This window comes from Alcaligenes sp. MMA (assembly GCF_020907215.1).
Taxonomy (GTDB): Bacteria; Pseudomonadota; Gammaproteobacteria; order Burkholderiales; family Burkholderiaceae_B; genus Alcaligenes; species Alcaligenes aquatilis.
This window is the reverse complement of the sequence record NZ_JAJJPP010000002.1, coordinates 634,521-659,797: the sequence shown is the minus strand read 5'-3', so window position 1 is coordinate 659,797 and position 25,277 is coordinate 634,521. Positions and strand designations below refer to the sequence as shown.

Below are 25,277 nucleotides of genomic sequence, written 5' to 3'. Positions count from 1 at the left end.
AGCGGGCAAACAGCCACTGTCAAAGCCCTACTCTCGGAATAATCTCTGGCACAAGACAGAACTTCTTTGTAATAGAAACTGGCACAAAACCACACTTTCTTATACTCTAATCTGTCCCATTTTCTGGAAGTTTGCTGATGACACTCGGTTTCCCCTGCTGGGATCAGGCACCCGCCCATTGGGATTGGCTGGCACAAGATGAAGACGGCCAATGGTTTTGGTATGGCGTCCAACCGTCGCCCGGCATAGGAGGTGGCGTCTGGCGTTCCCCCTCGCGTCTACAGCAATTTGCTGCCCGAGGTGAGCCGAACCCTTCCTGGATGCACAGTCTTTACCAACGTCCTGACCTACCCGACCGTAGCAATTGACCCCATGCAAGAGCATCTGATCCATCTGCGCTCCCTGCTGCACGATTACTGGCCGCATCTGGCTCTGGCGCTCAGCGTGATACTGGGCGCATCGGCAGCCATTCACGCCGCCATGACCAAGAACGATGTGCGCGCAGCCATCAGTTGGGTGGGCGTCATCATCATGTCTCCGCTGCTGGGGCCATTTCTGTATTTAATTGCGGGAATCAACCGCGTACGCAGACAAAGCCGCCTGGAACAAAGTGCGGACGTATTCTATGAGCAGGTCACTTACCTGCATCCCCCCGTCTCGGACATTGGCGCCCTGGTCGGCGCACCGTTTCGCTCTTTACAGATTCTGGGCGATCGCGTCAGCCGCAGCCAATTACGCAACGGCAATAATGTACGCGTTCTGGTCGGTGGCGATCAGACCTATCCCGCCATGCTGCAGGCCATTGAGCAGGCTCACAACACCATTGCCTTGCAAAGCTATATCTTCGATAGCGACCGCCTGGGGCGCGAGTTCGTCAGTGCTCTGTCACGAGCCCATCAACGTGGCGTGCAGATTCGTGTGCTGGTCGATGCCATTGGAGCGAAATACTCGCGCACGCCGATTGTGCGATTGCTGCGCCGCGAAGGCATACGGTGCGCTCTGTTCATGACCAACCCGCTGGGCTTTTTACGCATGCCCTACGCCAATCTTCGCAGTCACCGCAAGCTACTGATTGTGGATGGCACAGTAGGCTTTACCGGCGGCATGAATTTGCGTGAATCCTTTATGGCGCAGTACAGCGAGGGCAAACCATCCCAGGACACACACTTTCGCCTGGAGGGCCCGGCTGTCATGCAGTTGCTGGCCTCTTTCCGGCACGACTGGCAGTTCACCACGCGCGAGGACCTGTCCCCCGCCTATTGGCATGCCAGCTCCACGCCCGCGCCTCGGCCTCATGTGCCCGCCCGTTGCATTGCCTCTGGACCTGACCGCTTCATGGCCAGCACCCACCATATGCTGCAAGGTGCGTTTGCCATTGCCCAGCGCCATATCCGTATTCAATCGCCCTACTTTCTGCCCGACCAGATCCTGCTAGGGGCCTTGAATACCGCCGCCCGCCGTGGCGTTCAGGTCGATATCGTCATCCCCGGACAAAACAATCTGCGTCTGGTCAATTACGCCATGACAGCCCAACTGGATCAGGTTCTACGCGCCGGCTGCCGGGTCTGGCGCGCGCGCGGCCCCTTCAACCACTCCAAGCTCATGACCATTGACGGCGCCTGGTCCTATATTGGTTCATCCAATCTGGACCCGCGCAGCTTGCGTTTGAACTTCGAGCTGGACGTGGAAATTTACAGCCGCGATACGGCCCGCCAAATCCAGAACCTGATTGATCTGGAGATTGAAGAGGCCGAGGCCGTCAGCCTGGAGTCCTTAAGTTCGATTGGTTTTGGTAAACGCTTGCGTAACCGCCTAATCTGGCTGGCCAGCCCCTATCTATAGGGTGTGCGTCGATGACACGACAGCAAGCCTAAGGAAAGCCCTTGGCTTGCACAATCTTTCAATCCGCTTGCGCACCCACCCCGTATAATCAAGCGCTTAAACGGTCAACACAGACAGGCGTGCCGTTCCCATACAGCCATGAGCGCCTTTAAAAAAACAATGTCCGAGCTTTCTTATTCCGACCTGGCCCAATGGGCCGCCCACCACCTTGAACACCGCCCACCCCGTGCCAAGTCCCTGGTCATGACCTTGTTTGGGGACGTGATTCGCCCTCATGGCGGCAAACTCTGGCTGGGAAGCCTGATTCAGTTGCTGGCCCCCTTCGGGATCAGCGACCGGCTGGTGCGCACCAGCGTATACCGGCTGGCCGAAGAAGGTTGGCTAAGCGCACAACGCGAGGGCCGACGCAGTCAATACACTTTGCGTCCCGAAGCCAGCCAACGCTTCGAGCATGCCTATCAACGCATCTACACCCCCACTTACCTAGCCTGGGATGGTCAATGGACACTGATCTTCAGCATGCCCACCCTGATGATGAATTCCAAACAACGCGCCGACCTGCGCAAGGAACTGCTGTGGGAAGGGTTTTGCGCCCTGTCACCCACCGCTTTCCTGCACCCGAACCCGGATCACACCATTCTGGATTACATCCTGCAGGCTACCCAGGCTCAGTCACTGGTTTATGTCGCTAAGCTGGAGCCCTCCCAACTTCCCCAAACCCGTCCCCTGTCTCAACTGATTCAGGACAGTTGGGATCTGGCCCAGGTAGCCAGCGGCTACGGGCAGTTCATCCGGCGTTTTGCGCCTGCTCTGGCCATGCTGGAGGCAGGACAGGATTACAACGACGAGCTGGCCTTTGTGATTCGCACCCTGTTGATTCACGAGTTTCGCCGTATTCAGTTGCATGACCCCCAACTGCCCATTGAGCTATTGCCAGCGGGCTGGGCCGGCAAACAGGCCTATGAGCTGTGTCGGGACGTGTATCGCCTGGTGTGCGCCAAGGCCGAGCGCTATATTCTGTCCACCTTGCGGGCCGAAGACGAGCAGGCACCTGAAGCAGCAGCCTACTTTTATGAACGCTTTGACGGTCTGCCGGTTCCATCCGAGAGCCAAGCCTAAGCCCGACGCCTGAGCTTGCGGACTGACGCAGGGACTGACGCAGGGACTGACGCAGGGACTGACGCAGGGACACATAAAAAACCCCGGTGTGATCTGAATCACACCGGGGTTTTTATACGTTTTCAGGATCAGGCTCGGGCGCTCAGGCCCGGCCTGTCAGAGCAGATTAGTGTGCAGACGCCGCTGCAGCACCCACACCCGTCTCGGAACGCACAGACTGAGCCTCAAAACCGGCACGATCAATCTCGGCGCGAGCACTACGATCAGTGATCGAGAAGAACCAGATCGCCAGGAACGCCAACGGCATGGAGAACAGCGCCGCCGACGCATACGGGAATGGAGCCGTGCCAGCCGGATTACCCAACGTGGCTTCCCACACCGATGGCGAGAGCAAGGTCAGCAGCAACGCCACGATCAGACCCAGGAAGCCGCCAATTGTCGCGCCACGCGTCGTGCAACCCTTCCACATAATGGACAGAAACAGAACCGGGAAGTTAGCCGAGGCCGCAATCGCGAAGGCCAGTGACACCATGAAGGCAATATTCTGTTTCTCGAAAAGAATACCCAGCAACACGGCAATCACCCCCAGGACCAAGGTAGTCGTACGCGATACACGCATGACTTCCTCGTTCGTGGCCTCGCCTTTTTTGATCAGCGTGGAGTACAGGTCATGCGACACAGCCGACGTACCGGAGAGAGTCAAGCCGGCCACCACAGCCAAAATCGTGGCAAAAGCAACCGCCGACATAAAGCCCAGGAACACGTCGCCACCCACGGCATCAGCCAAGTGCACAGCGGCCATATTGGTACCACCAATCAACACTCCGCCATCTTCAAGGAAGCGAGGGTTGGTGGACACCAGCACGATAGCGCCAAAGCCAATGATGAAGGTCAGGATGTAGAAATAGCCAATCCAGGTGGTTGCCCAAAACACGGATTTACGTGCTTCTTTTGCATCAGGCACCGTGAAAAAGCGCATCAGGATGTGTGGCAAACCAGCGGTACCGAACATCAAGGCCATACCGAAGGAAATAGCGCTGATCGGATCCTTGATGAAGTTACCCGGTCCCATGATGGCCTGACCAATTGTGGAGGCCTGAACCGCATCTTTACCGGCAGCGATAGCAGCATCGGTCTTGACCTGTACTGCCGCCGCAAACAGTTTTTCCGGCGAAAAACCATATTGCGCCAGTACCATGATGGCCATGAAAGAGGCACCGAACAGCAATAGCCCAGCCTTGATGATCTGCACCCAGGTAGTGGCGGTCATGCCACCGAACAGCACATAGACCATCATCAACACACCCACCAGCACCACGGCCACCCAGTATTCCAGACCAAACAGCAGCTTGATCAACTGGCCCGCACCTACCATCTGTGCGATCAGGTAAAACAGAACGACCACCAGCGTGCCCGAAGCCGCAAAGGCGCGGATAGGACCTTGGCGAAAGCGATACGCAGCCACGTCAGCAAAAGTGAACTTACCCAGATTACGCAGCTTTTCTGCCAACAGGAACGTAATGATCGGCCAGCCAACCAAAAAGCCGATGGAGTAGATCAGGCCGTCGTAGCCATTGATCATCACCGCAGCGGAAATACCCAAAAAGGAAGCCGCAGACATATAGTCACCGGCAATGGCCAGGCCGTTTTGAAAGCCTGTAATACCGCCACCTGCCGTGTAGAAGTCAGAGACCGACTTGGTGCGGGCAGCCGCCCATTTGGTAATCCACAAGGTCGCCAACACAAAGGCCGCGAACATGCCAATAGCAGTCCAGTTGGTTGGCTGCTTTTGCAGCTCGCCCAGATCGCCACCTGCCGCCAACAAGACGGGGCTGGTCAGCATCAAACCCAGAACCAGCCCGAAACGAAGGTAGGAACGTTTCATTTACGCACCTCCTCAAGGACTTCCTTGGCCATCTGGTCGAACTTGGTATTGGCACGCCAGACATAAATACCTGTAATCACAACCGCCAAAACAATGACGCCAAAACCAATAGGAATACCCAGGGTCATGACGCCTTCACCCAAGCGCATTGCAAACAACTCCTTGTCGAAAGCAATAATGCCGATGTAACTGTAATAGGCCACCAGCATGATGATGGTGAGTGTCCAACCCAACCGCAACCGGGTCTTGACCAGATTCTGATAGCGAGGATTGGCCGTTATCCGACCTACAAGGGGGTCTTGCATAGTTTGTCTCCGCATTGTTCTGAACGCCTTGTTCGCTGGCGTATCTTATTGAACCGGCCCAGCCCTCACAGGCTGAAAACGGCGTTATGAAGACGCCTGCCGACGTCTATGCGGTGAACATTAGAGCTCGACACTTACACCATACTTACTAATTGTGCCGCCTCAGGGTTATGCCTAGGAGCACAAAAATCGCACGCAAAAAGGGGAGTAAGGTTGGCGCGGGTGGAGGGGTTCGAACCCCCGGCCCCAGGCTTAGAAGGCCTGTGCTCTATCCAACTGAGCTACACCCGCCAGGTGATGATGGCATCGTCAAAACTGCCGACAATGCAAGGTCCTGATGCAAAGGTCCGGCAAGCGCCGGGACCCGTTTCAAGGTTTTTTCGTAACAAAACGAACTTGAAAAGGACAATCGAATATTCTAGCCTGAAAAGTCGTTTTCGATAAGCTGCAAGCGAGTCAGAGTGTCAATACTGTAAGAAAAATAATTATAGAGAGCATTTTGAATCGCAAATGGTACAGTCTTGTACGAATCAACTTGTTTTCCTGGATTTTGTCTCCATGCCGACCAAGAAGAAACTAAGTAAGCACTCTTTAATACTATCGGCCCCCCTTCTTATCTTGAGCGCAGTCCTGAGCACCGCACAGGCCGGTATTAGCTATCAATTGCGCCAAGTACAGGCCAGTTCGGGCGAAAGCGTCAACATTGATGCCATCGTCTATAACGACACAGGCAGCTTGATGAGCTGGACTGCCCCGCAAAACCTGGTTTTGCAGTGGCGCGACACCAACGGTAACGTCATCCGCAGTCTGGCCGAACTGGTTACTTCCCGGCCACGTGCGTCTATCCCCACCAACAATTTCACCGCCTATAGCTGGCGAGCCGTGGTCCCCAACGGGTTGACCGGCCTGCAAGCCGTCAATATTGAAGGCGAGCGTGTGATGTTGGCACTGGATACCAACCCGCAAGGCCAAAGCCCGATTACCTCTTTGCCTGCCACCGCACCGGTTGTGAATGCCGGAGCAGGCCGTGATCCTGGCGTCATCGATCCCGAGCTGCCCTATGCTCAGGCAGTGGCCGCTGGCGCTCAGCCAGAAGGTCCAGCCGTCAATAGCGGAGAGGGCTTGCGCCCGGCAACCTCCAGCTTTGAGAACTTCAGTAACGCCATCTCGGCACACGACCCAACCTACTTTATTGGTGGCAGTAAAGGCGGGACAAACGCTCGCTTCCAGTTAAGCTTCAAGTACCGTTTGCACTCGCCACAAGATCCCAGCCATCCGAAGTTCTACGATCACTTCTACATTGGCTATACGCAAACTGCGCTGTGGGATCTGCACGCCGACTCCAAGCCCTTTGTCGACACCACGTACCGTCCCAGTTTTTTCTGGCGCAAGGACTCCATCTGGGAATCCGAGCAAAAACGTCTGTTCATGGGTCTGGCTACTGGCTATGAGCACGCCTCCAACGGCAAGGCCGGTGAGGACTCCCGCTCCATGAACGAGGTCTTTATCCAGCCCGAGTTCAACTATCGCTTTGATCACGGAGCCACACTGACGTTTGCCCCACGTATCAAGCACTATGTGTTCATGGGCGAGAATGCAGACTGGGCTCACTACCGAGGCCGTTACGACTGGAAGATCCGCTACGCTCAGGACAACGGTCTGGTGCTCTCTGGCATGTATAACAAGGGCGCTGGCAGCCGCAACACGCACGAGTTCTCGATTGCCTGGCCGCTCAAACGCACCCCCTTGAACATGAATGGCTACCTCTACGGCCAGTACTTCTCGGGCTACGCGGAAACCATGCTGGGTTACCGCGATCGTTCTTCGCAATTCCGTATCGGTCTGGCCCTGGTGCCATAAGCCCGCTACAGCAAGCCCCCACCGCGCCGGCTTCCCATGCCGGCGCGGGCCATATCATGATCACAGGCCTGGATCAGAAAACGCTGGAACAAGGCCACCAGACCTTGCGGCTCACGTTCTTTGGGCCACAACAAGCCCACCTCGACAGACTCCACCGTATCGGTAATGCCGATCGCGTGAATGCGCTTGCCTTCCAAAGACCAGGGCCGATAAACCATATCGGACAGAATCGTCACGCCAAAGCCGTAAGCCACCAGACCACGTACCGCCTCCAGGGACCGCGTCCGCATGGCCACACGCTCCGGAAAACCGGGCCTGCCCCAATGCCGCATGGCCGCCGTATCCGCGTCGTCCACCGTCAAGAAGATGTAGGGATAATGATTGATCTGCTCCAAAGACACACTGGACTCACTGGCCAGTGCGTGTTGATCTGACACCCATAAGCGCCGGCGGGAACTGCTCAGGCGGTGGTGCCCAAACATGGCCAAATCGGTAATATTCGACAAAAGAGCAACACCCAGGTCGATGCGCTCACTTTGCAAGGCCGCCTCCATGTCGGGGCGCTCCATATCCACCAGTTCGATGTCGATATTGGGATAACTGTGCTTGAAACGGCTGATCAGGTCGGGCAAGAAATAGCCCAGAACCGTATAGCCAGCCGCCACCCGAATTTGCCCTTCGATATTTTGTCGGCGCAAATCAGCGTGATTCAGTGCGTCACTGACCGCGTCAATCACGTGATGCGCATGGTGAAAAAACGCCTGCCCCTGTGGCGTTAGCTCCACGCCGTGGGGCAGGCGTTCAAACAAGGCCACATTCAGTTGACGCTCCAGACTTTGCACCGCATTGCTGATAGCCGACTGCGAGACATTCTCCGCCTGGGCCGCCGCAGAGAACTGTCCGCTGACCGCCGCCGCAATGAAATAACGGAACTGTCTCAAGGTCACTTCGTGTTTCATAGCCATCCGTTTTTCAGATATCAGGTACACGTAAATTTGATTTTACGATAACAAAAAGCTGCCCTAGACTAAAGAACAAACGACAACAACTTGCACGAAAACAATCCTTCTTGCAGGAGACAAACTCATGAATGCCCCACTCAACAAACCTTACAAGGCCATGTTGGAATCGGTGTCCCTGGATGACAAATACACGGTCACCAAGGGCCGCGCCTATATGAGCGGCACCCAGGCTCTGGTGCGCTTGCCCATGTTGCAAAAAGAGCGGGACCGGCGCGCAGGTCTGAATACGGCCGGCTTTATCTCTGGCTACCGGGGTTCCCCACTAGGGAGCGTAGACCAGGCTCTGTGGCAAGCCAGCAAACACCTGAAAGAGCACGACATCGTGTTCAAACCCGGTCTGAACGAAGATCTGGCCGCTACCGCCGTCTGGGGTAGCCAACAAACCAATCTGTATCCCAGTGCCCGTTTCGACGGCACGTTTGCTATGTGGTACGGCAAAGGACCGGGCGTGGATCGCTCCATGGACGTGTTCAAGCACGCCAACTCGGCTGGCAGCTCCCGCCACGGTGGTGTGCTGGTGCTGGCGGGCGATGACCACGGCGCCAAATCCTCCACCGTTGCCCACCAGTCCGATCACGTTTTCGCCGCCGCCGGTATCCCCGTGCTGTATCCGGCCAACGTGCAGGAATACCTGGACTTCGGCCAACACGGCTGGGCCATGAGCCGTTTCTCCGGCCTGTGGGTGGCCTTGAAGTGCGTCACCGAGGTCGTGGAGTCCAATGCCTCGGTAGACCTGGACCCGGACAGCCTGAACATCGTCCTGCCCGAGATCGAGGACATGCCCGCCGATGGCCTGAACATCCGCTGGCCAGACCCGCCACTGGCACAAGAAGCTCGCATGATGAACCACAAGTGGTACGCCGCTTTGGCTTATGTGCGCGCCAACAAACTGAACCGCATCGAGATTGATTCCCCCGAGGCGCGCTTTGGCATCATGACGGCCGGTAAGGCCTATCTGGACACCCGTCAGGCGCTGGCTGACCTGGGCCTGTCCGACGAACTCTGTGCCGAGCTGGGCATCCGACTTTTCAAAGTGGGCTGTATCTGGCCTCTGGACGGGCAAGACGCCCGCCAGTTCGCCACCGGACTGACCGAAATCCTGGTGGTGGAGGAAAAACGCCAGATTCTGGAATACGCCCTTAAAGAAGAACTGTACAACTGGCGCGATGATGTACGTCCCAAGGTCTACGGCAAGTTTGACGAGACCGAACACGGGGGTGGCGAATGGTCGTTGTCACGCTCTCCCTGGTTGCTGCCGCCCCAAGGTGAACTGTCCCCTGCAATTATTGCGCGCGCCATTGCCCGCCGCCTGTGCACCATGGACATTTCCGAGGAACTGCTGGCCCGCATCCAGGCTCGTCTGGCCATTCTGGACGCCAAGGATCGTGAAGCTCGGATGCCACGCGTCAGCGTGGAGCGCAAACCCTGGTTCTGTTCGGGCTGTCCGCACAATACCTCGACTCGCGTGCCCGAGGGTTCCCGCGCCATGGCGGGGATTGGCTGTCACTACATGACCGTCTGGATGGATCGCAGCACCTCCACCTTCAGCCATATGGGTGGCGAAGGCGTGGCCTGGATTGGTCAGCAACCCTTTACCGACGAGAAACACGTCTTTGCCAATCTGGGCGATGGCACGTACTTCCACTCGGGGATTTTGGCAATTCGCGCTTCGATCGCCGCCAACTCCAATATCACCTACAAGATTCTGTATAACGATGCCGTCGCCATGACAGGCGGCCAGCCCGTAGACGGGATATTGAAAGTCACCGACGTCATTGCCCAGGTTCACGCCGAGGGTGCCCGCAAGATTGTGGTGGTTACCGACGAGCCCGAGAAATTCAAGGGCATGACCCTGGCGGGCAATCCGCCTGTCTACCACCGCGACGAGCTGGACCGCGTACAGCGCGAGCTACGTGAAGTGCCCGGCACCACAATCCTGGTCTATGACCAGACCTGCGCCACAGAAAAACGTCGCCGTCGCAAGAAAGGGACTTACCCGGATCCGGCCCTGCGCGCCTTTATCAATGACACGGTCTGTGAAGGCTGCGGAGATTGCTCGGTCAAGTCCAACTGCCTGTCCGTCGAGCCGCTGGATACCCCTATGGGCTCCAAGCGCCGCATCAACCAGTCATCCTGTAACAAGGATTTTTCCTGTGTTAACGGCTTCTGCCCCAGCTTTGTCACCCTGAAAGGGGCTCAAGTACGCAAGCCAGAAGCGAAAGGCCGTTCGCTGGAATCCTTCCATCTGGCCGATCTACCGCTGCCCAAACTACCGGACCTGGACAAGACCTACGGTATTTTGATCGCCGGTATTGGTGGCACCGGCGTGGTAACAGTGGGCGGCTTGCTGGGCATGGCCGCTCATATCGAACAAAAAGGCGTCAGCGTCCTGGATATGGCCGGCCTGGCTCAGAAAGGCGGTGCCGTGCTGAGCCATGTGCAAATTGCACGCCAGCCCGATCTGCTGCATGCCACTCGTGTCCCAACCGGAGAGGCTTCCCTGCTGATTGGCAGCGACGCCCTGGTCAGCGCTTCCACGGACGTACTGAGCCGTGTCAGCCGCGACCGCACGCACACCATTATCAATACTGCTGCCAGCCCGACCTCGGACCTGATCGGTAACGCACACTGGAAATTCCCGCTGCAAACAGCCTGCACGGATATTGAAAATGCCGTCGGCAAGGAAATCCGCTATCTGGATGCCAATGCACTGGCGGTCCATGTCATGGGCGACGCTCTGTACGCCAACCCCATCTTGCTGGGTTACGCTTTCCAGCGCGGCTGGATTCCCCTGCACATGGACAGCCTGCTGCGCGCCATTGAGCTGAACGGAGTAGCCGTCAAAGCCAACCGCGAAGCTTTCCAATGGGGCCGTCTGGCTGCTGAAAAAGGTATCGAAACCTTGATGGAAGGGGCCACACCCAAGGCCCGCGCAGTCTCTTTCCCGGAAAGCGTGCAGTCTCTGATCAAGCGTATGGAAGAGCACCTGACAGCCTATCAGAACCCAGCCTGGGCCAAACGCTATCGCGATGCCATCAACAAGATCATGGAACGCGAATCGCGTCTGGATCAGGACAAGACGCTACCCCTGACTCGCATCGCTGCTACGCAACTGGCCAAGCTGATGAGCTACAAAGACGAGTACGAAGTCGCCCGCCTGTATACCGACCCGGCCTTCCTGGACAAGCTGCGCGCCCAGTTTGCGGGTGAACCCGGCAAGGACTACCAGATTGAATACCACCTGGCTCCGCCCCTGCTCGGTCGCAAGAACAGCCAGGGCCAGCCCACCAAGAGCAAGTTTGGTCCTTCGACCCGCCACTTGTTCAAGATTCTGGCCGGTCTGCGCGGTTTACGTGGTGGTGCTCTGGATATCTTTGGCTACACCCAGGAGCGCCGTCAAGAACAGCAGAATATTGAAGACTATCTGGCCGACCTGAATGAAGTCAGCGCCCACCTGGATGCGGACAATATGGAAGTAGCCCTGCGTTGGCTGAACTACCCGGATCTGATCCGTGGCTACGGCCATGTCAAGGATGCGGGCCATGTCAAAGCCTACGCCCAGCGTGAACAACAACGCAGCCAGTTCCGCTCCCGTACCGAACCCAGCCAACGCGTTGCCTGAACCGACCGCCAGCCCTGAACACCGGGCTGGCTTCCCCTAGCTCCTTCTTAACAGCAGGCTGTCTTTCCAAGCGGCCTGCTTTTTTTTCGTCTTTAAACCCTGCACCTGTCACAACCCGGTTCTCTGCGACAACCACCGTCGCTTAGCGACACAGTTTGCTCCGCAAACTGACATACAATCGTGCAATTCGATGCCAGTGCCACCATCCGTGGCAATCAGGTCGACCCAGGACCACTTTCTTATGCGCCATCTTGTTTACGTTTTTATTCCTTCAGCCCTGATTTTGCTGACCGCGTTCAGGCTGGCTTTTGCCTTGTGGCAATGGCCCCGTGTGCGTCAGGCCGGAGGTCTGCTGCCCATTCTGATTGGCGGCCTGCGTATCGACGCGCTGATAATTGCCGCCTTGAGCGCCCCCGTTGTCTTGCTGGCCCCCTGGGTGGGACACTACCCGGTGATGACGACAGTAGCCGCCCTCTGGTTTACCTTCACCTGGTTTTTGCTGACCTTGCTGGAAGTCTCCACGCCCCAGTTCATTATTGAATACGACACTCGTCCAAACCGGCTGTATGTGGACTACCTGAAACATCCTCAGGAAGTGGTGGGCATGCTCTGGAAAGGCTATCGACTGATGATCGGCATCGCCCTGATCGGACTGGGCCTGATTGTGTATTCAGGCTGGGCTATCTTTGGGCAGGTCTCCCCCGATCCGGTAATGAGCTGGTGGCTGCGTCCCATCTGGATGCTGGTGGGAGCCGCCCTGTGCGCACTGGCGATACGGGGCACCTTGGCCCACCGCCCCATCAACCCTTCCTCGGTGGCCTGGAGCAGCGACAGCATGCTCAACACACTGCCACTCAATTCGCTGTACAACGTAGCCTACGCTATCTACAGCATGAAAAACGAGCGTTCTGCCCAGGACATTTACGGTGGCATGGATGCCGCCGAAATGAACCAGATCGTGCGCGATGCGGCCACTTTGCCTGCCGGCCCTGACACATTACCCACCCTGCACCGTCAAACGCCCGCACAACAACGCGAGCGCAAACCCAATCTGGTCCTGATCGTGGAGGAGAGCCTGGGCGCCCAATATGTCAGCAATCTGGGCGGCGCCAATCTGACCCCCGAGCTGGACAAGCTGGCCCAAACAGGCTGGAATTTTCGCCGTGCTTATGCCACCGGCACCCGCTCGGTGCGCGGTCTGGAAGCGGTTTCCGCCGGCTTTCCTCCCACCGTGGCCGATGCGGTGCTGCGACTGCCCGGCTCGCAAACCCGCTTTTTTACTCTGGCCCAATTACTCAAAGAGCAAGGTTACCGTTCGCGCTTTATCTATGGCGGCGAAGCCCACTTTGACAATATGAAGAGCTTTTTCCTGGGCAATGGCTTTGATGAGCTGTATGAACAATCCAGCTTTGAGTCCCCCGAGTTCGTCGGCACCTGGGGCGCCAGCGACGAGGATATGTTCAACAAGCTGCACCATTTACTTAGCCAGGACAAGGAGCAGCCTACCCTGACACTGGCCTTCTCCGTCAGCAATCACTCGCCCTGGGAGTACCCGGCTGGTCGTATCCAGGTCGAAGGCGACCCTGCCACCGTAGAGAACACCGTGCGTTACGCGGACTGGGCCATTGGGGACTTCTTCAAAAAAGCCCGCCAATCCGACTATTGGGACAACACGGTATTTTTGATTGTGGCCGACCACGACTCGCGCGTGGGTGGGGCCAATCTGGTGCCTTTACGCCACTTCCATATTCCCGCCCTGATTCTGGGCGGGGGTGTGCCCAGCCGCCAGGACGAACGCATTATCAGCCAGATCGATCTGGCTCCCACCCTGCTATCCCTGATGGGGATTGAAAGCGAGCACCCCATGATCGGGCGCGACCTGACCCAGCAAGACAGCGACCGAGCCATGATGCAATATTTCGAGAACTACGGATATCTAAAGGGCGATATCCTGACCGTGCTGATGCCCCACCAGTCGCCTTGCCAATATCGCTATACCGCACCGGACAAGTACGAGCCGCTGGAGCAGATAGACGACGTATTGGCCAAGGAGGCACTGGCCCACGTGCTCTGGCCTAGCTGGGCATACCACGAACAGGCTTACACCCTGCCCCACCTGCAAAAACGCTGAAACCGAGAGCACAGGGCTTGACGAAGCCCTTAATTCGCTCTATTATGCTTGTCTTTAGTCGGGGCGTAGCGCAGCCTGGTAGCGCATCTGGTTTGGGACCAGAGGGTCGCGAGTTCGAATCCCGCCGCCCCGACCATTAAAGAATTAAAGGCTTAGTTCATTGCACAGTGAACTAAGCCTTTTTCTTTGCCTACCCCTTGAACGTTAGTCTATTTGCATGGTGTGTTTTGCCTTGGGCAGTGAAAAATTGGCCCTTAGCCCTGATGCATCAATGCGTTCAAGCCCCCTTTTTAATGAGGCATACGCTTGCCAAGTTAACAAGGACAGGATATAATTTTTTGCTTAGTCGGGGCGTAGCGCAGCCTGGTAGCGCATCTGGTTTGGGACCAGAGGGTCGTAGGTTCGAATCCTATCGCCCCGACCAAAAAATTCAAAGGCCTTGCAGATTGCTCTGCAAGGTCTTTTTGTTTTGCTGACTCATTGAACCATGCACGCCAGCAACGCCACGGCGTTTAACTTTGGCTTGGGCTTACCCCCACCGAATTGGGCAAACCAAAAATCGCATCAAATGCCCAGTTATAAATAAAGGCGAAGATGGGAAAGAAGGCCAGCAATACCGCCTCCATCAAAAAAGCCTTCCACAAACTGATATCCAGCCACCACGCGATCAGCGGAACCAGCCAAGACACCAGCACGATCTGAAAACCGGCCACATGCAGCACCCGGTGCCAGAAGGTGCGCGTCTGAATCTGGCGGCGGCGCTCCCAGGCCTCAAACAGCATGTTATAGAACAGGTTCACCGACACCGCACACGTGCTGATCATGAAAGACAACATACCACTTTGCATCGCCCCCGCCCCGCTCAAGTGCCCCAATACGGTTGCCGCTACCATCATGCCCAACAGCTCGAACATCCCCACATAGACAACTCTTCTTTTCCACCCCTGCACGATAAATATCCTTGATAAAAATGCTGAAAAGCATGATTATCCGCAGTAATTCTTTTAGAAAAAGTCAGATTCCATCAGTTTTACTTATAAGTTGAATCATGCTTACCAGCGATCATCTGGAGCTATTGTTGGCCGTGGTCGAACACGGCTCTTTTTCCTCTGCAGCACGGGCCTTGCGACGGACGCAATCGGCCGTCAGCATGGCCGTAGCCAATCTGGAGGCCGAGCTGGACCTGACGCTATTTGATCGCAGCCGCCGTGAACCCGTACCGACTGCCGAACTGCTGGCCATGCTGCCCGAGGCCAAACTGATCGCCAGCCGCTTGCAGGGTTTGCGGCTGCATTTGCAGGAATTGTCAGGGGGACTGGAAAGTCATTTGCGACTGGGTATCGTCTGCGACGTTGATCCCAAACCGGCTTTGATTGCCTTGCAGGCTCTGGAGCAACGCTATCCCGGCCTGGACATAGAGCTGCGAACCGCGCCGCAAGACACACTGGTCGAGGCCCTGAAAAAACGCGAGCTGGATCTGTGCATTGCCTACGGCGGACTGGAACTGGAAAGCGTGGGGATCATCCAGTCCTTGTGGACCGAAACCATTAGCGCCGTCGCCGCGCCTGACCATCCCTTGGTGCGAGGTGGCCCGCGCCCCCTGGAGGACTTGAAAGCCTACCGGCAGATTGTCATTACCAGCCCCGACAATGATCTCAACAAAGACCGCTCCATGCTCAGCCTGCGTCAGTGGAAAACGGACAACTTGTCCCTGACGCTGGAACTGGTGGAGCGGGGTTTAGGCTGGGCAAATCTGCCCTTGTCGTGCTTGCGGCCCTCACTGGAGTCTGGCCGTTTGCACCGTATCCAGTTCTCTACCGGCAGCAACGGGCTGGACTTGCCCATTTATCTACTGCAATCCAAGGGGCAGAATGTGGGCAAAGCGCAGGCCCTGTTCAGACAGGCCCTGCAAGACGAGCTAAATAACCGCGTCCTCCCTACTCCGGCACCGTGACATTGGCCTGACCACTATCGGCCAGGAACTGGGCCACCATCCCCTCTTTCTTCTGCCGGGCAATAAAAGCCTCGACCCAAGCGTGAGCCAAGGTACGTTCCGAAGGCACCGCCATGGCCTGACGAATCACGGTAAAACTGTCGGGCAGCACACGCAAACCGCTGCGGGAACTCGCATAACGCTCCAGAGGCTGACGCACACCGGCAGCGGCATCCAGCTCCTCTTCTACAAACAGATCGATGGCATCAGCAGAGGTGGTTGCCCGCACCAGATCGGCATGTTTCAAATGACGGCTCAGGAACAGGTCGTAGGCCGCGCCCTTACCAACCGCAATGCACAGGCCTGGCCGATCCAGTTGATCCACGGTCTGAAAGGCAGATTCCTCGCGTACCAGATACGTACCTTCAATGTGTACATAGGCTTCACTGAAGCGGATCTTCTCCGCACGCTTGGGATCAATCGCCAAAAAAGCCAAATCCCACTCATCCCGATACACTGCCTCCACCACGGCCTGAGCCGCATCGTAGCCACGAAATTGCACGCTCAAGCCCAGCTCTTGCGCCACACTGTGAGCCAGATCGGCCGACACCCCTTTGGGCGACTGTTCATTGGCACCGCGTTGGGCCAGGACGGGGTTGCCGTAATTCATGGCAACACGCAACACCCCGCTGGGGGCCAGTTCTGCTGCGACAGCCTGCTTTTGTGTCATGTAAATGCTCCGTCATACTTTTAAGAACCCGGTCTTCTACAATAACGCACCTTCCTGTCCCACTACATAATGGAGCGCCTCTATGTCTCGTGATGATCTTGGAAAACTCTTGCTGCGTGTCACGGTCGGTGTGTTGATTCTGCTGCACGGCATCGCCAAGATACGTTATGGCATCGGCGGCATTGAACGAATGCTGATCGCCAACAATATGCCCGGCTTTCTGGCCTGGGGTGTCTACATAGGCGAAGTAATTGCTCCGGTCCTGATGATTCTGGGCTTTTACGCCCGTGCTGGCGGTTTGATTGTAGCCATGAACATGGTCATTGCCTTGTTGCTGGCCCACAGCAACCAGATCAGCAGTTTCAATGCCCAAGGCATTTGGGCTTTGGAGTTGCAAGGGATGTTCCTGATTGGTGCGCTGACCGTAGGCTTGATTGGTGCCGGACGCTACAGCCTGGGTGGTGATGGCGGCCCCTGGAACTAAGGCTGGCCCCAACCCTGTGCTAAAAGAACGCCCGCCTCGCCGGGCGTTTTTCATGGATGATCAAGCCACTACCACCACCTGACCCTGTTAGCACCAGCCACTCAATCTGCCAGCCCCAGACGCCTCTACCCTCAACGACACTGGTGTTGGTGTTGGCACCCAAGCTTCCTACCTTAACTCGCCAAGGTCAAATCCAGGCGCAAACCACCTTTCTCCGACACACTGGCCTGCACCTTGCCCTGATAGCTGCGCGCAAGCTCACGCACAATGTCCAACCCCAAACCAAAGCCAGGGTGCCGCTCATCCGCACGCTGACCTCGGCCAAACACACGCTCAAGCTGCTCCGGGTCCAGGCCAGGGCCATCATCTTCCACCACCAGATGCAGCACATTGTCCTGCTGCCACACCTGACACCACACATTTTGTGTGGCCCATTTGCAGGCGTTGTCCAAGAGATTACCGGCCATCTCCTGCAAATCCTGCTCTTCGCCTTTAAAGACCAATTCCTGCTCGGACACATCCAGATGAATCTGCTTATCCTTGTGCAAACGTCCCATCACCCGGCACAGGGACTGCAGACAGGCAGACACATCGGTACGCACGCCAATGGCTCTTACCGCCATGGCCCGTGCACGAGACAAGTGGTGATCAACCTGACGCTGGGCCAAGGCCACCTGCTCGCTAACCACAGCCGCCAAATGCGGATCTTCTGCCTGGGCTGCATTACCCATAATCGTTAGCGGGGTTTTGACGGCATGGGCCAGATTTCCAGCCTGCGCCCGCGCACGATCCACCATGCCCGCATTGGCACTAAGCACCGCATTGAAATCATCCACCAAGGGCTGAATTTCGCTGGGAAAACTACCACCAACTTGCGGCTCACGGCCTTCTTGCACGTCCAGCAAACGGCGTCGCAACAGATGCAAAGGATACAAGGCCAGCACCACTTGCAAGATCGCCGCCAGAATCAGACCCACGGCCAAACCGCCCAGAGACAGGAACAGAATCCGCTCAAAACGGGCCAAGGGCTCGGCCAACAGCTCCCGCTTGCCCGCCACCATGATCTGCAAGCTTTGGCCCTTGTCGTTAACCTCGTCCAGCTCCTGACGCAGCACCACCAGTCGCTGCTTTTCCGGGCCGGTCAGTGACAGAACGCCACTGGGCGTATCAGGCGCATTCACATCCAGGGCTTCGTCCCACAAAGAAGTTGACCGCAAAACGACGCTCCACTGATCGCTGCCCACCTCCTGGCGGGCAATCTGCCAGTACATGCCGGAATACGGTTGTTCAAATAAAGGATCACTCAGACGCGATTGCAGGGTAACGCCATCCGCATTGTCCAGATTCACATCCGCCATGATCTGGTCCAGATGAGTTTGCAAACGCTGCTCGAACTGACGATAAACATGGTCTTGAAACAGGCGATTCAAGCCCAAGCCGGCCAGCACAATACTGATCAGAATCCAGGCCAAGGTCCCCAGCAGCAAGCGGCCACGCAAGGAACCCAAAATGGAGTGACCCCGCCAGGCAATCATGCTTCGGGGTCCACCAGACGGTAGCCCATGCCTCGCACCGTTTCGATGTAGCCGGGGGGCAGCTTTTTGCGCAAACGACCGATAAACACCTCGATGGTATTGGAGTCACGCTCGAAGTCTTGCGAGTAAATATGTTCAGTCAACTGGGTACGTGACAAAACCTGACCGGGGTGATGCATCATAAATGCCAACAAGCGGTATTCATGACTGGTCAGAGACAGAACCATGCCCGCACAACTGATCGAGGACGAGCGCGCATCCAGCTCCAATTTACCCAACTGCAAACGCGGGTTCGCCTGCCCCGCCGCACGGCGCAGCAGGGCCCGCATACGGGCCAGCAACTCTTCCATGTGAAAGGGCTTGGCCACGTAGTCGTCAGCACCGGCATCCATGCCTTCAACCTTGTCGTGCCAGTCATTGCGGGCCGTCAGAATCAGCACCGGCATATTAATGTCCGAAGCGCGCCAGCGACGCAATACCGATACCCCGTCCATGCCTGGCAAGCCCAGATCCAGCACGACTGCGTCAAAGGCTTCAACCTCGCCCTGGTAATGCCCCTGCTCGCCATCATGAGCGACTTGAACGGCATAGCCCGCCCGCTCCAGCGCCTGTTGCAATTGCGCTGCCAAGGTAGGTTCGTCTTCAACAACCAGTATCCGCATATCAATGTCCTCGGGAGTGTGAACGTTTCACGCCACGCACACGCAGCACCTTGCCGGTCAAAGCATCCACTTTCAGGCGCAGGAGGCGGTTGTCGTCAACCAGCATGCGTAACTCATACACCCACAGCTCAACGCGTTCGTCATATTCAAACTGCACACGCAGCACTCGACCGGGATACGTTTCCCTCACCCGTTTCAACACCTCCCGCAGCGGCAAGGCTTCCCCACGGCGCACGGCCTCACGGGCCTGATCGTGGCCACGGTAGGCCGGCCCTGGAGGCCAGTACGGACTGGGGCCGAAACGCTCGTTAGGTGGGGGAGGTTCGGGCGGAGGTGGTAGCGGGGGTAGGCGACGAAAACAGTCATCATCCCCGACGTAATCATGTCCCGACCAATCCGAACGCTGATCCCTGTCCCACGACGAATCGCCCCGCTGCTTTTTGCTGCCGCAGTCAGGAGAATCATGGGAATGGGCAAATGCCAATGGCATCACCGCCGTCAGAACGGCGGCCAAACTCATCAGCAATGCGGATTGTTTAATGGACGTCATGAGAATCGGTAGGTGCAAACAAAAAAGAGGGATCAAACGACCACGCCCCCTTATATAGCAAGCTGCGGATGAACATAACATGAACAGCGGCTTCAGTTTAGATTCAGAGCCACCTATCCATAATGGGCACCAGGCTGACAGGACAAATCAACCTTCCCATCTCAAAAGGAAGCTACCCAGGAATCTGACAGCACCACTTTTTGATTACATGAAGGAGCTATACATGAAACGCACTTCCCTCTTTTCTGCCTTGGTAGTGAGCGCAAGCCTGTTGGGTGGCACTGCTGCCATTGCACAGGACGCCACAAGCACAGCCCAAACACAAACTACCCAAAAACAGACCCGTCAGGCCCGTGACCATAAACCACTGACCGCGAACGACGTCACCGATATTGGCCCAGCCTACCAGCGTCTGAAAGAGGCAGGCTACAGCAAGGTCGGCAGCCTGCATCAGCGCGGCGACCGCATCATGGCCATGGTGGTGGATAAGGACGGCAAGGTCGTTCGTGTCCGCTCCGAAGGCGAAAACGGTGCCTTTACAGTCGTCGAACGTAAAACCGACGGTCAACATCGTCGCGGCCACCGCGACGGACACCGTGACGGTACCAGCAGGGAAGCCAAATAAGTTTTGTATCCCGGCTTATCCGTATCACTTTCCCCTAAGCCGTTGCTGTTCGCAATCAGTCGTTTGAAGTGACAAGCCCTTGTTGTTTTAACAGTCAAAGTCGGTAGCTGGACCTTGCCGCTCCCATCAAGGCAGTGGCAAGCAAGCAGGACGAAAAACGGCGCATCCCCTGGCGCCGTTTTTCTTTTTCTACTGGCTAGCCCGGATAGGGACATCCCGCATAAGGGGTTAGGATGAAAGTCTATTTCACCTTTGGGAAACGTGTCTCTCATGCTGTCTGCTGATTCTGTTTACTCGCAAAGCTACTCGGAATTTCACTGGTCCATCCCCGAACACTACAACATCGCTCACGATGTTTGCGACAAGTGGGCCGACGGATCTGGACGTCTTGCCCTGATCCAGCAAGGGCCTGATGGCCAGGTCAAACGCTACACCTTCGATCAACTCAAAGCCTGGTCCGACTCGCTGGCTGCCGCCTGGCAAGCCCAAGGAATACAGGCAGGTGACCGTATCGCCATTTTTTTGGCGCAGGGGCTGGAAACCGCTCTAGCCCATTTGGCAACCTACAAGATTGGCGCTATTGCCATGCCCTTGTTCACCCTGTTCGGCACGGATGCGCTGCGCTATCGCCTGAATGACTCCGGCGCCAGCACCTTGATTACCGATCAACAAGGACTGGGGACGCTGCTGCCACTGCGTGAGCATCTGCCGCAACTCAAATATCTTTATCAAAGTGACAGCCAGCAGGATCAGGAACAGGCGCTGTCCCTGTGGCAAGCCATTGCCGCCCACCCGGAACCGGCACCACGCACCCTGAACACCCGAGCAGACGACCCCGCCGTGCTGATCTATACCTCCGGCACCACCGGCTCGGCCAAAGGCGCGCTGCATGCCCACCGTGTGCTGCTGGGGCACCTGCCGGGCGTGGAGATGTCGCACAACTTTCTGCCCACCGGCGAAGGCCTGATGTGGACCCCTGCCGATTGGGCCTGGATTGGCGGCCTGCTGGATGTACTGCTACCCGCCTGGCATCACGGCATTCCCGTACTGGCCTACCGCTTTCCCAAATTCGATGCCGAAGCCACCTGGAAGCTGATGTCTGAACACGGCGTCACGCATACTTTTCTGCCGCCCACGGCACTGAAAATGCTGCGTCGCAGCCAATGGTCACGCGAGCAATGGCCCCTGAAGCTGCAATCCATTGCCAGCGGCGGGGAATCTTTGGGTGCGCAGCTACTGGATTGGGCAAAACAGGAACTGGGCATCACCATCAACGAGTTCTACGGACAAACCGAGTGCAATATGATCGTGTCCTCTTGTTCGGCCTGGTTTCCTGGTCAGGCCGGCAAGATCGGCAAGGCCGTACCCGGCCACAAAGTCGCCATTGTGGATGATCAGGGGCAGATTCAGAGAACCGGTGTTGAAGGCCATATTGCCGTGCAAGCCCCCGATCCGGTCATGTTTCTGGGCTATTGGCAAAAACCGGACGCCACCCGCGAAAAGTTTGTGGGAGACTGGCTGCTGACCGGCGATAAAGGCATGCAGGACGAGGACGGCTATATCCAGTTCGTAGGCCGGGATGATGATGTGATCACCAGCTCCGGCTACCGGATTGGCCCCGGCCCGATTGAAGATGGCCTGATGGGGCATTCCTCTGTGGCGATGGCAGCAGTCATAGGGGTGCCCGATCCGGAGCGCACTGAAGTGGTGAAAGCCTTTATTGTGCTCAAAGAAGGGGTCGAACCCTCCCAAGCGCTGGTCAAAGAGATTCAGGAGCACATCAAGCGCCGGGTCGCGGCACATGAATACCCACGGCAGATTGAGTTTGTGGATGCCCTGCCCATGACCACCACGGGCAAAGTCATACGTCATGCTTTGCGCAAGTTAAGTCAGTAGCGATTCAGCTATCGCCCAACAAAGAGGTGGGATCAGCGCGGCAATCAGCCCAGATGCTGAACGTAGGAGTGTATGGTGCTTCAGTGAGCGCCATACTCCCATCGACCAAGTACAGAGCAAGGCTCAAGCACTGCTTGTCCGTGCCGCCCCCATCACGCGGCACATGAGTAAACCCGTACGGATTGGAGCAATCTTGTTTTTGACTATCCCGGACAACAAAACACCCTAATCCTTAGATTTCTGTCCAAGGATTAGGGTGTTGTCATACGGAAACGGTAATTCCGTACCAGGGTATAGCTGGCTACCAGACTCCAGACAAAGCCCCATAAGACAGCTTTGCCTGCATCCGTCTGATTAACCGAAACGACCGGTAATGTAGTCTTCGGTTTCTTTGCGAGCCGGTTTCACGAAAATCTGGTCAGTTTCACCAAACTCCATCAGCTCGCCCAGATACATATAAGCGGTGTAATCCGAGCAACGTGCTGCTTGCTGCATGTTGTGGGTCACGATCACCACGGTGTAGTCCGCTTTTAGCTCAGCAATCAGCTCTTCGATCTTGGCGGTGGAAATCGGATCCAGCGCCGAGCAAGGCTCGTCCAGCAGCAGAACTTCAGGTTTGATCGCCACACCACGGGCAATACACAGACGCTGTTGCTGACCACCGGACAAGCCGTTACCGCTTTGGTGCAGCTTGTCTTTCACTTCATTCCACAGCGCGGCTTTGGACAGGGCCCATTCCACACGCTCGTCCATTTCACCTTTACTCAGGCGCTCGAACAAACGCACGCCAAAGGCCACGTTGTCGTAAATACTCATGGGAAACGGTGTCGGTTTCTGAAACACCATACCCACTTTGGCGCGGATCAAGGAAATGTCCTGCTTGGACGTCAGCAGGTTTTCATTGTCCAGCAGGATTTCACCCTCAGCACGTTGGCCGGGGTACAGCTCGTACATGCGGTTCAGCGTGCGCAGCAAGGTGGATTTACCGCAACCGGAAGGTCCGATAAAGGCCGTAACCTTCTTTTCCTTGATAGACATGTTCACATTGCGCAGGGCATGGAATTTGCCATAGAAGAAATTCAGGTTACGGATTTCAATCTTGGTCGATTCGTCGGAGGTAATAATTTGACTCATAGCGTTGGCCGACTAGGGCGCTCCGTGAAAACGTTATTTTTGGCGGAAAAGGCTGCGAGCCAGGATATTGATACCCAAGACCAGCAAGGTAATCAGCACCGCACCTGCCCAGGCCAGACGGTTCCAGTCCTCAAAGGGGCTGGCAGCATATTGGAAAATCACCACAGGCAAGTTGGCCAGCGGCGCGTTCATGTTCAGGGACATGAACTGGTTGTTCAAGGCGGTGAACAACAAGGGAGCCGTTTCACCAGCAATACGAGCCACGGCCAGCAGAACACCCGTCACGATACCGGGCAAGGCTGCACGGTAGGAGATGGACATCACAATCTTCCACTTGGGGCAGCCCAAAGCGGCCGCTGCTTCACGCAGGCCATTGGGGACCAACATCAGCATATTGTCGGTAGAACGCACGACCACCGGGATCACCAAAATGGCCAGAGCCAGCGCACCGGCCCAACCCGAATAGTGTCCCACCTGGGCCACATACACGGCGTAGATGAACAGACCAATAATGATGGACGGGGCCGACAGCAGCACGTCATTCAGAAAGCGGGTTGCTGGTGCCAGCCAGCCGCGCTGACCGTACTCGGCCAGATAGGTCCCGGCCAGAATGCCGATAGGCGTACCAATCAGGGTACCAACGCCCGCCATCATGACACTGCCAACGATGGCGTTCAACAAACCACCCTGGCCACCTGGAGGCGGTGTGCTTTCAAACAGCAAGGACCAGGCCATGGCACTACTGCCCTTTTCAATCAAGGTCCAGATGATCCAGAACAGCCAGAACAGGCCAAAGATCAAAGCAGCAAAAGACACCCCCAGCATCAGGCGGTTGAACACCTGCCTGCGTTTGTAGATCGGGTTGCTCAGACTAATTGCGGATTTTTTATCAAACATGGTAGGTGATCCTTAGCGCGACGTGCCTTCGTTCTTGGCCAGACGCAACAAGAGCAACTTGGAGATCGCCAATACAACCGTGGTGATCAGGAACAGGATCAGACCCAGCTCCAGCAAGGCGGATTTCTGCATGCCACCGGCCTCGTTAAACTCGTTGGCCAGGGCCGACGCAATCGAGTTCGACGGCGAGAACAGCGAACTTGGCAAGTTAAAGGAGTTACCAATCACAAAAGTGACGGCCATGGTTTCACCCAAGGCACGCCCCAAACCCAGCATGATCCCGCCAATGACCCCGTTCTTGGTGAAAGGCAGAACCACACGCCACATCACTTCCCAGGTCGTGCTGCCCAAACCGTAGGCAGACTCTTTGAGCATGGGAGGGACCAGCTCGAACACGTCGCGCATCACGGCCGTAATGAAGGGGATCACCATGATGGACAGAATCAGACCGGCGGTAAACACACCAATCCCGAAGGGAGGGCCTGCAAAGATCTGACCCAGCACGGGCACCCCATCAAAAAAGGAGATCAGGCTGGGCTGCACATAGCGCTGGAACAGGGGCACGAAAACAAACAAGCCCCACATACCGTAAATAATGGAGGGAATCGCGGCCAGCATTTCAATGGCCGTACCCAGAGGGCGACGCAGCCAGGCAGGCGAGAGCTCCGTCAGGAACATGGCAATCCCGAAAGAGACCGGCACTGCAATACAGAGCGCAATCAGCGAGGTGAGCAAGGTACCGGCAATGGGCACCAATGCGCCATATTCGTTATTGACCGGATCCCAGTTATTCGTCCAGAGAAAAGAGAAACCGTATTCGGCAATGGATTCCCGGCTTCCATAGATCAGGGAAATAGAGATGGCAGCCAGCAATATGAACACGAGAAACGCAAACGAGCGCGTCATGTTCTTGAAAATGCCGTCCATAAAGGCGTTCTGATTTGATTTCATGTAGACAGATGAAGGGTCAGGCCGGAATGGGACAAACGCACTGCAATCGATTTATGGATTCTGTAACAGCCAAGGCACGTTCAGGTCCAGCAAA

21 protein-coding genes and 3 tRNA genes are annotated in these 25,277 nt (G+C 56.5%); 12 read left to right on the top strand and 12 right to left on the bottom strand.

The window, feature by feature from the left end:
• Positions 1–137 precede the first annotated feature (137 nt).
• The 3 genes from LNA76_RS11510 (at position 138) to paaX (ending at position 2,961) form a co-directional block, all read left to right on the top strand.
• On the top strand, positions 138–368 hold the full coding sequence (locus LNA76_RS11510) for a hypothetical protein (protein ID WP_094195859.1): 231 nt from the start codon (positions 138–140) through the stop codon (positions 366–368).
• 4 nt (positions 369–372) lie between these two features.
• Complete coding sequence (locus tag LNA76_RS11505) at positions 373–1,842, top strand: phospholipase D-like domain-containing protein (RefSeq protein WP_230019102.1); 1,470 nt, start codon at positions 373–375, stop codon at positions 1,840–1,842.
• Between the two features lie 159 nt (positions 1,843–2,001).
• Positions 2,002–2,961: a phenylacetic acid degradation operon negative regulatory protein PaaX gene (gene paaX / locus LNA76_RS11500; protein ID WP_094198276.1), complete on the top strand. Its 960-nt coding sequence runs from the start codon at positions 2,002–2,004 to the stop codon at positions 2,959–2,961.
• 166 nt (positions 2,962–3,127) lie between these two features.
• Here paaX and LNA76_RS11495 read toward each other — a convergent pair whose 3' ends face one another.
• The 3 genes from LNA76_RS11495 to LNA76_RS11485 form a co-directional block, all read right to left on the bottom strand.
• Positions 3,128–4,846 carry a cation acetate symporter gene (locus LNA76_RS11495; RefSeq protein ID WP_108727979.1) on the bottom strand — a complete coding sequence of 573 codons (1,719 nt, stop codon included), beginning with the start codon at positions 4,844–4,846 and terminating at the stop codon, positions 3,128–3,130.
• Positions 4,843–5,151, bottom strand: coding sequence for a DUF485 domain-containing protein (locus LNA76_RS11490; protein ID WP_108727980.1), 309 nt, complete (start codon positions 5,149–5,151; stop codon positions 4,843–4,845). The genes LNA76_RS11495 and LNA76_RS11490 overlap by 4 nt, the downstream gene beginning before the upstream one ends.
• Before the next feature lie 214 nt (positions 5,152–5,365).
• Positions 5,366–5,442 (bottom strand) — tRNA-Arg (locus LNA76_RS11485).
• A gap of 267 nt (positions 5,443–5,709) precedes the next feature.
• Between LNA76_RS11485 and LNA76_RS11480 the strand changes: the two genes are divergently transcribed.
• The gene (locus tag LNA76_RS11480; RefSeq protein ID WP_094198275.1) at positions 5,710–7,011 is read left to right on the top strand and encodes a phospholipase A; all 1,302 of its coding nucleotides are present in this window, start codon (positions 5,710–5,712) and stop codon (positions 7,009–7,011) included.
• A gap of 5 nt (positions 7,012–7,016) precedes the next feature.
• Here the strand turns inward: LNA76_RS11480 and LNA76_RS11475 are convergent, their stop codons facing one another.
• Positions 7,017–7,970: a LysR family transcriptional regulator gene (locus LNA76_RS11475; protein WP_376913301.1), complete on the bottom strand. Its 954-nt coding sequence runs from the start codon at positions 7,968–7,970 to the stop codon at positions 7,017–7,019.
• Between the two features lie 127 nt (positions 7,971–8,097).
• Here LNA76_RS11475 and LNA76_RS11470 point away from each other — a divergent pair, with 127 nt between their 5' ends.
• The 4 genes from LNA76_RS11470 to LNA76_RS11455 all read left to right on the top strand — a co-directional run bounded on the left by LNA76_RS11470 (position 8,098) and on the right by LNA76_RS11455 (position 14,210).
• Complete coding sequence (locus LNA76_RS11470; protein WP_230019100.1) at positions 8,098–11,655, top strand: indolepyruvate ferredoxin oxidoreductase family protein; 3,558 nt, start codon at positions 8,098–8,100, stop codon at positions 11,653–11,655.
• Between the two features lie 241 nt (positions 11,656–11,896).
• Positions 11,897–13,786, top strand: coding sequence for an LTA synthase family protein (locus LNA76_RS11465; protein WP_230019099.1), 1,890 nt, complete (start codon positions 11,897–11,899; stop codon positions 13,784–13,786).
• Between the two features lie 59 nt (positions 13,787–13,845).
• Positions 13,846–13,922: transfer RNA gene (locus LNA76_RS11460), tRNA-Pro, on the top strand.
• Positions 13,923–14,133: 211 nt separating this feature from the next.
• Positions 14,134–14,210 (top strand) — tRNA-Pro (locus LNA76_RS11455).
• Positions 14,211–14,298: 88 nt separating this feature from the next.
• Here LNA76_RS11455 and LNA76_RS11450 read toward each other — a convergent pair.
• A complete protein-coding gene (locus tag LNA76_RS11450; protein ID WP_230019098.1) occupies positions 14,299–14,736 on the bottom strand; it encodes a PACE efflux transporter in 438 nt (145 codons plus the stop codon).
• Positions 14,737–14,834: 98 nt separating this feature from the next.
• Between LNA76_RS11450 and LNA76_RS11445 the strand changes: the two genes are divergently transcribed.
• Positions 14,835–15,740, top strand: coding sequence for a LysR family transcriptional regulator (locus LNA76_RS11445; protein WP_230019097.1), 906 nt, complete (start codon positions 14,835–14,837; stop codon positions 15,738–15,740).
• On the opposite strand, the gene LNA76_RS11440 is transcribed toward LNA76_RS11445, so the two are convergent.
• Positions 15,724–16,449: a transporter substrate-binding domain-containing protein gene (locus LNA76_RS11440; RefSeq protein ID WP_094195850.1), complete on the bottom strand. Its 726-nt coding sequence runs from the start codon at positions 16,447–16,449 to the stop codon at positions 15,724–15,726. The genes LNA76_RS11445 and LNA76_RS11440 overlap by 17 nt on opposite strands.
• Positions 16,450–16,531: 82 nt before the next feature.
• On the opposite strand from LNA76_RS11440, the gene LNA76_RS11435 reads away from it, so the two are divergent.
• Positions 16,532–16,933, top strand: coding sequence for a DoxX family protein (locus LNA76_RS11435; protein WP_094195849.1), 402 nt, complete (start codon positions 16,532–16,534; stop codon positions 16,931–16,933).
• A gap of 173 nt (positions 16,934–17,106) precedes the next feature.
• Here LNA76_RS11435 and LNA76_RS11430 read toward each other — a convergent pair whose 3' ends face one another.
• The 3 genes from LNA76_RS11430 to LNA76_RS11420 are packed head-to-tail and all read right to left on the bottom strand — an operon-like array spanning position 17,107 to position 19,680.
• On the bottom strand, positions 17,107–18,468 hold the full coding sequence (locus tag LNA76_RS11430) for a sensor histidine kinase (RefSeq protein WP_108727987.1): 1,362 nt from the start codon (positions 18,466–18,468) through the stop codon (positions 17,107–17,109).
• A complete protein-coding gene (locus LNA76_RS11425; protein WP_094195847.1) occupies positions 18,465–19,130 on the bottom strand; it encodes a response regulator transcription factor in 666 nt (221 codons plus the stop codon). The genes LNA76_RS11430 and LNA76_RS11425 overlap by 4 nt, the downstream gene beginning before the upstream one ends.
• A 1-nt stretch (position 19,131) precedes the next feature.
• The gene (locus LNA76_RS11420; protein ID WP_094195846.1) at positions 19,132–19,680 is read right to left on the bottom strand and encodes a PepSY domain-containing protein; all 549 of its coding nucleotides are present in this window, start codon (positions 19,678–19,680) and stop codon (positions 19,132–19,134) included.
• Between the two features lie 223 nt (positions 19,681–19,903).
• Between LNA76_RS11420 and LNA76_RS11415 the strand changes: the two genes are divergently transcribed.
• Together LNA76_RS11415 and LNA76_RS11410 are read left to right on the top strand one after the other, a co-directional pair.
• Complete coding sequence (locus tag LNA76_RS11415) at positions 19,904–20,305, top strand: hypothetical protein (protein ID WP_094195845.1); 402 nt, start codon at positions 19,904–19,906, stop codon at positions 20,303–20,305.
• A gap of 270 nt (positions 20,306–20,575) precedes the next feature.
• On the top strand, positions 20,576–22,201 hold the full coding sequence (locus tag LNA76_RS11410) for an acyl-CoA synthetase (protein WP_230019096.1): 1,626 nt from the start codon (positions 20,576–20,578) through the stop codon (positions 22,199–22,201).
• Between the two features lie 354 nt (positions 22,202–22,555).
• Here LNA76_RS11410 and pstB read toward each other — a convergent pair whose 3' ends face one another.
• Genes pstB through pstC form a run of 3 tightly spaced genes read right to left on the bottom strand, consistent with a single transcriptional unit; the run spans position 22,556 to position 25,183 of the window.
• Complete coding sequence (gene pstB, locus LNA76_RS11405; protein WP_009463840.1) at positions 22,556–23,335, bottom strand: phosphate ABC transporter ATP-binding protein PstB; 780 nt, start codon at positions 23,333–23,335, stop codon at positions 22,556–22,558.
• A 33-nt stretch (positions 23,336–23,368) separates the two neighbouring features.
• Positions 23,369–24,232 (bottom strand): phosphate ABC transporter permease PstA, encoded by an 864-nt coding sequence (gene pstA / locus LNA76_RS11400; RefSeq protein ID WP_094195843.1) that lies wholly within the window; start codon positions 24,230–24,232, stop codon positions 23,369–23,371.
• 12 nt (positions 24,233–24,244) lie between these two features.
• Positions 24,245–25,183: a phosphate ABC transporter permease subunit PstC gene (gene pstC / locus LNA76_RS11395; protein WP_094195842.1), complete on the bottom strand. Its 939-nt coding sequence runs from the start codon at positions 25,181–25,183 to the stop codon at positions 24,245–24,247.
• Between the last annotated feature and the right edge of the window lie 94 nt (positions 25,184–25,277).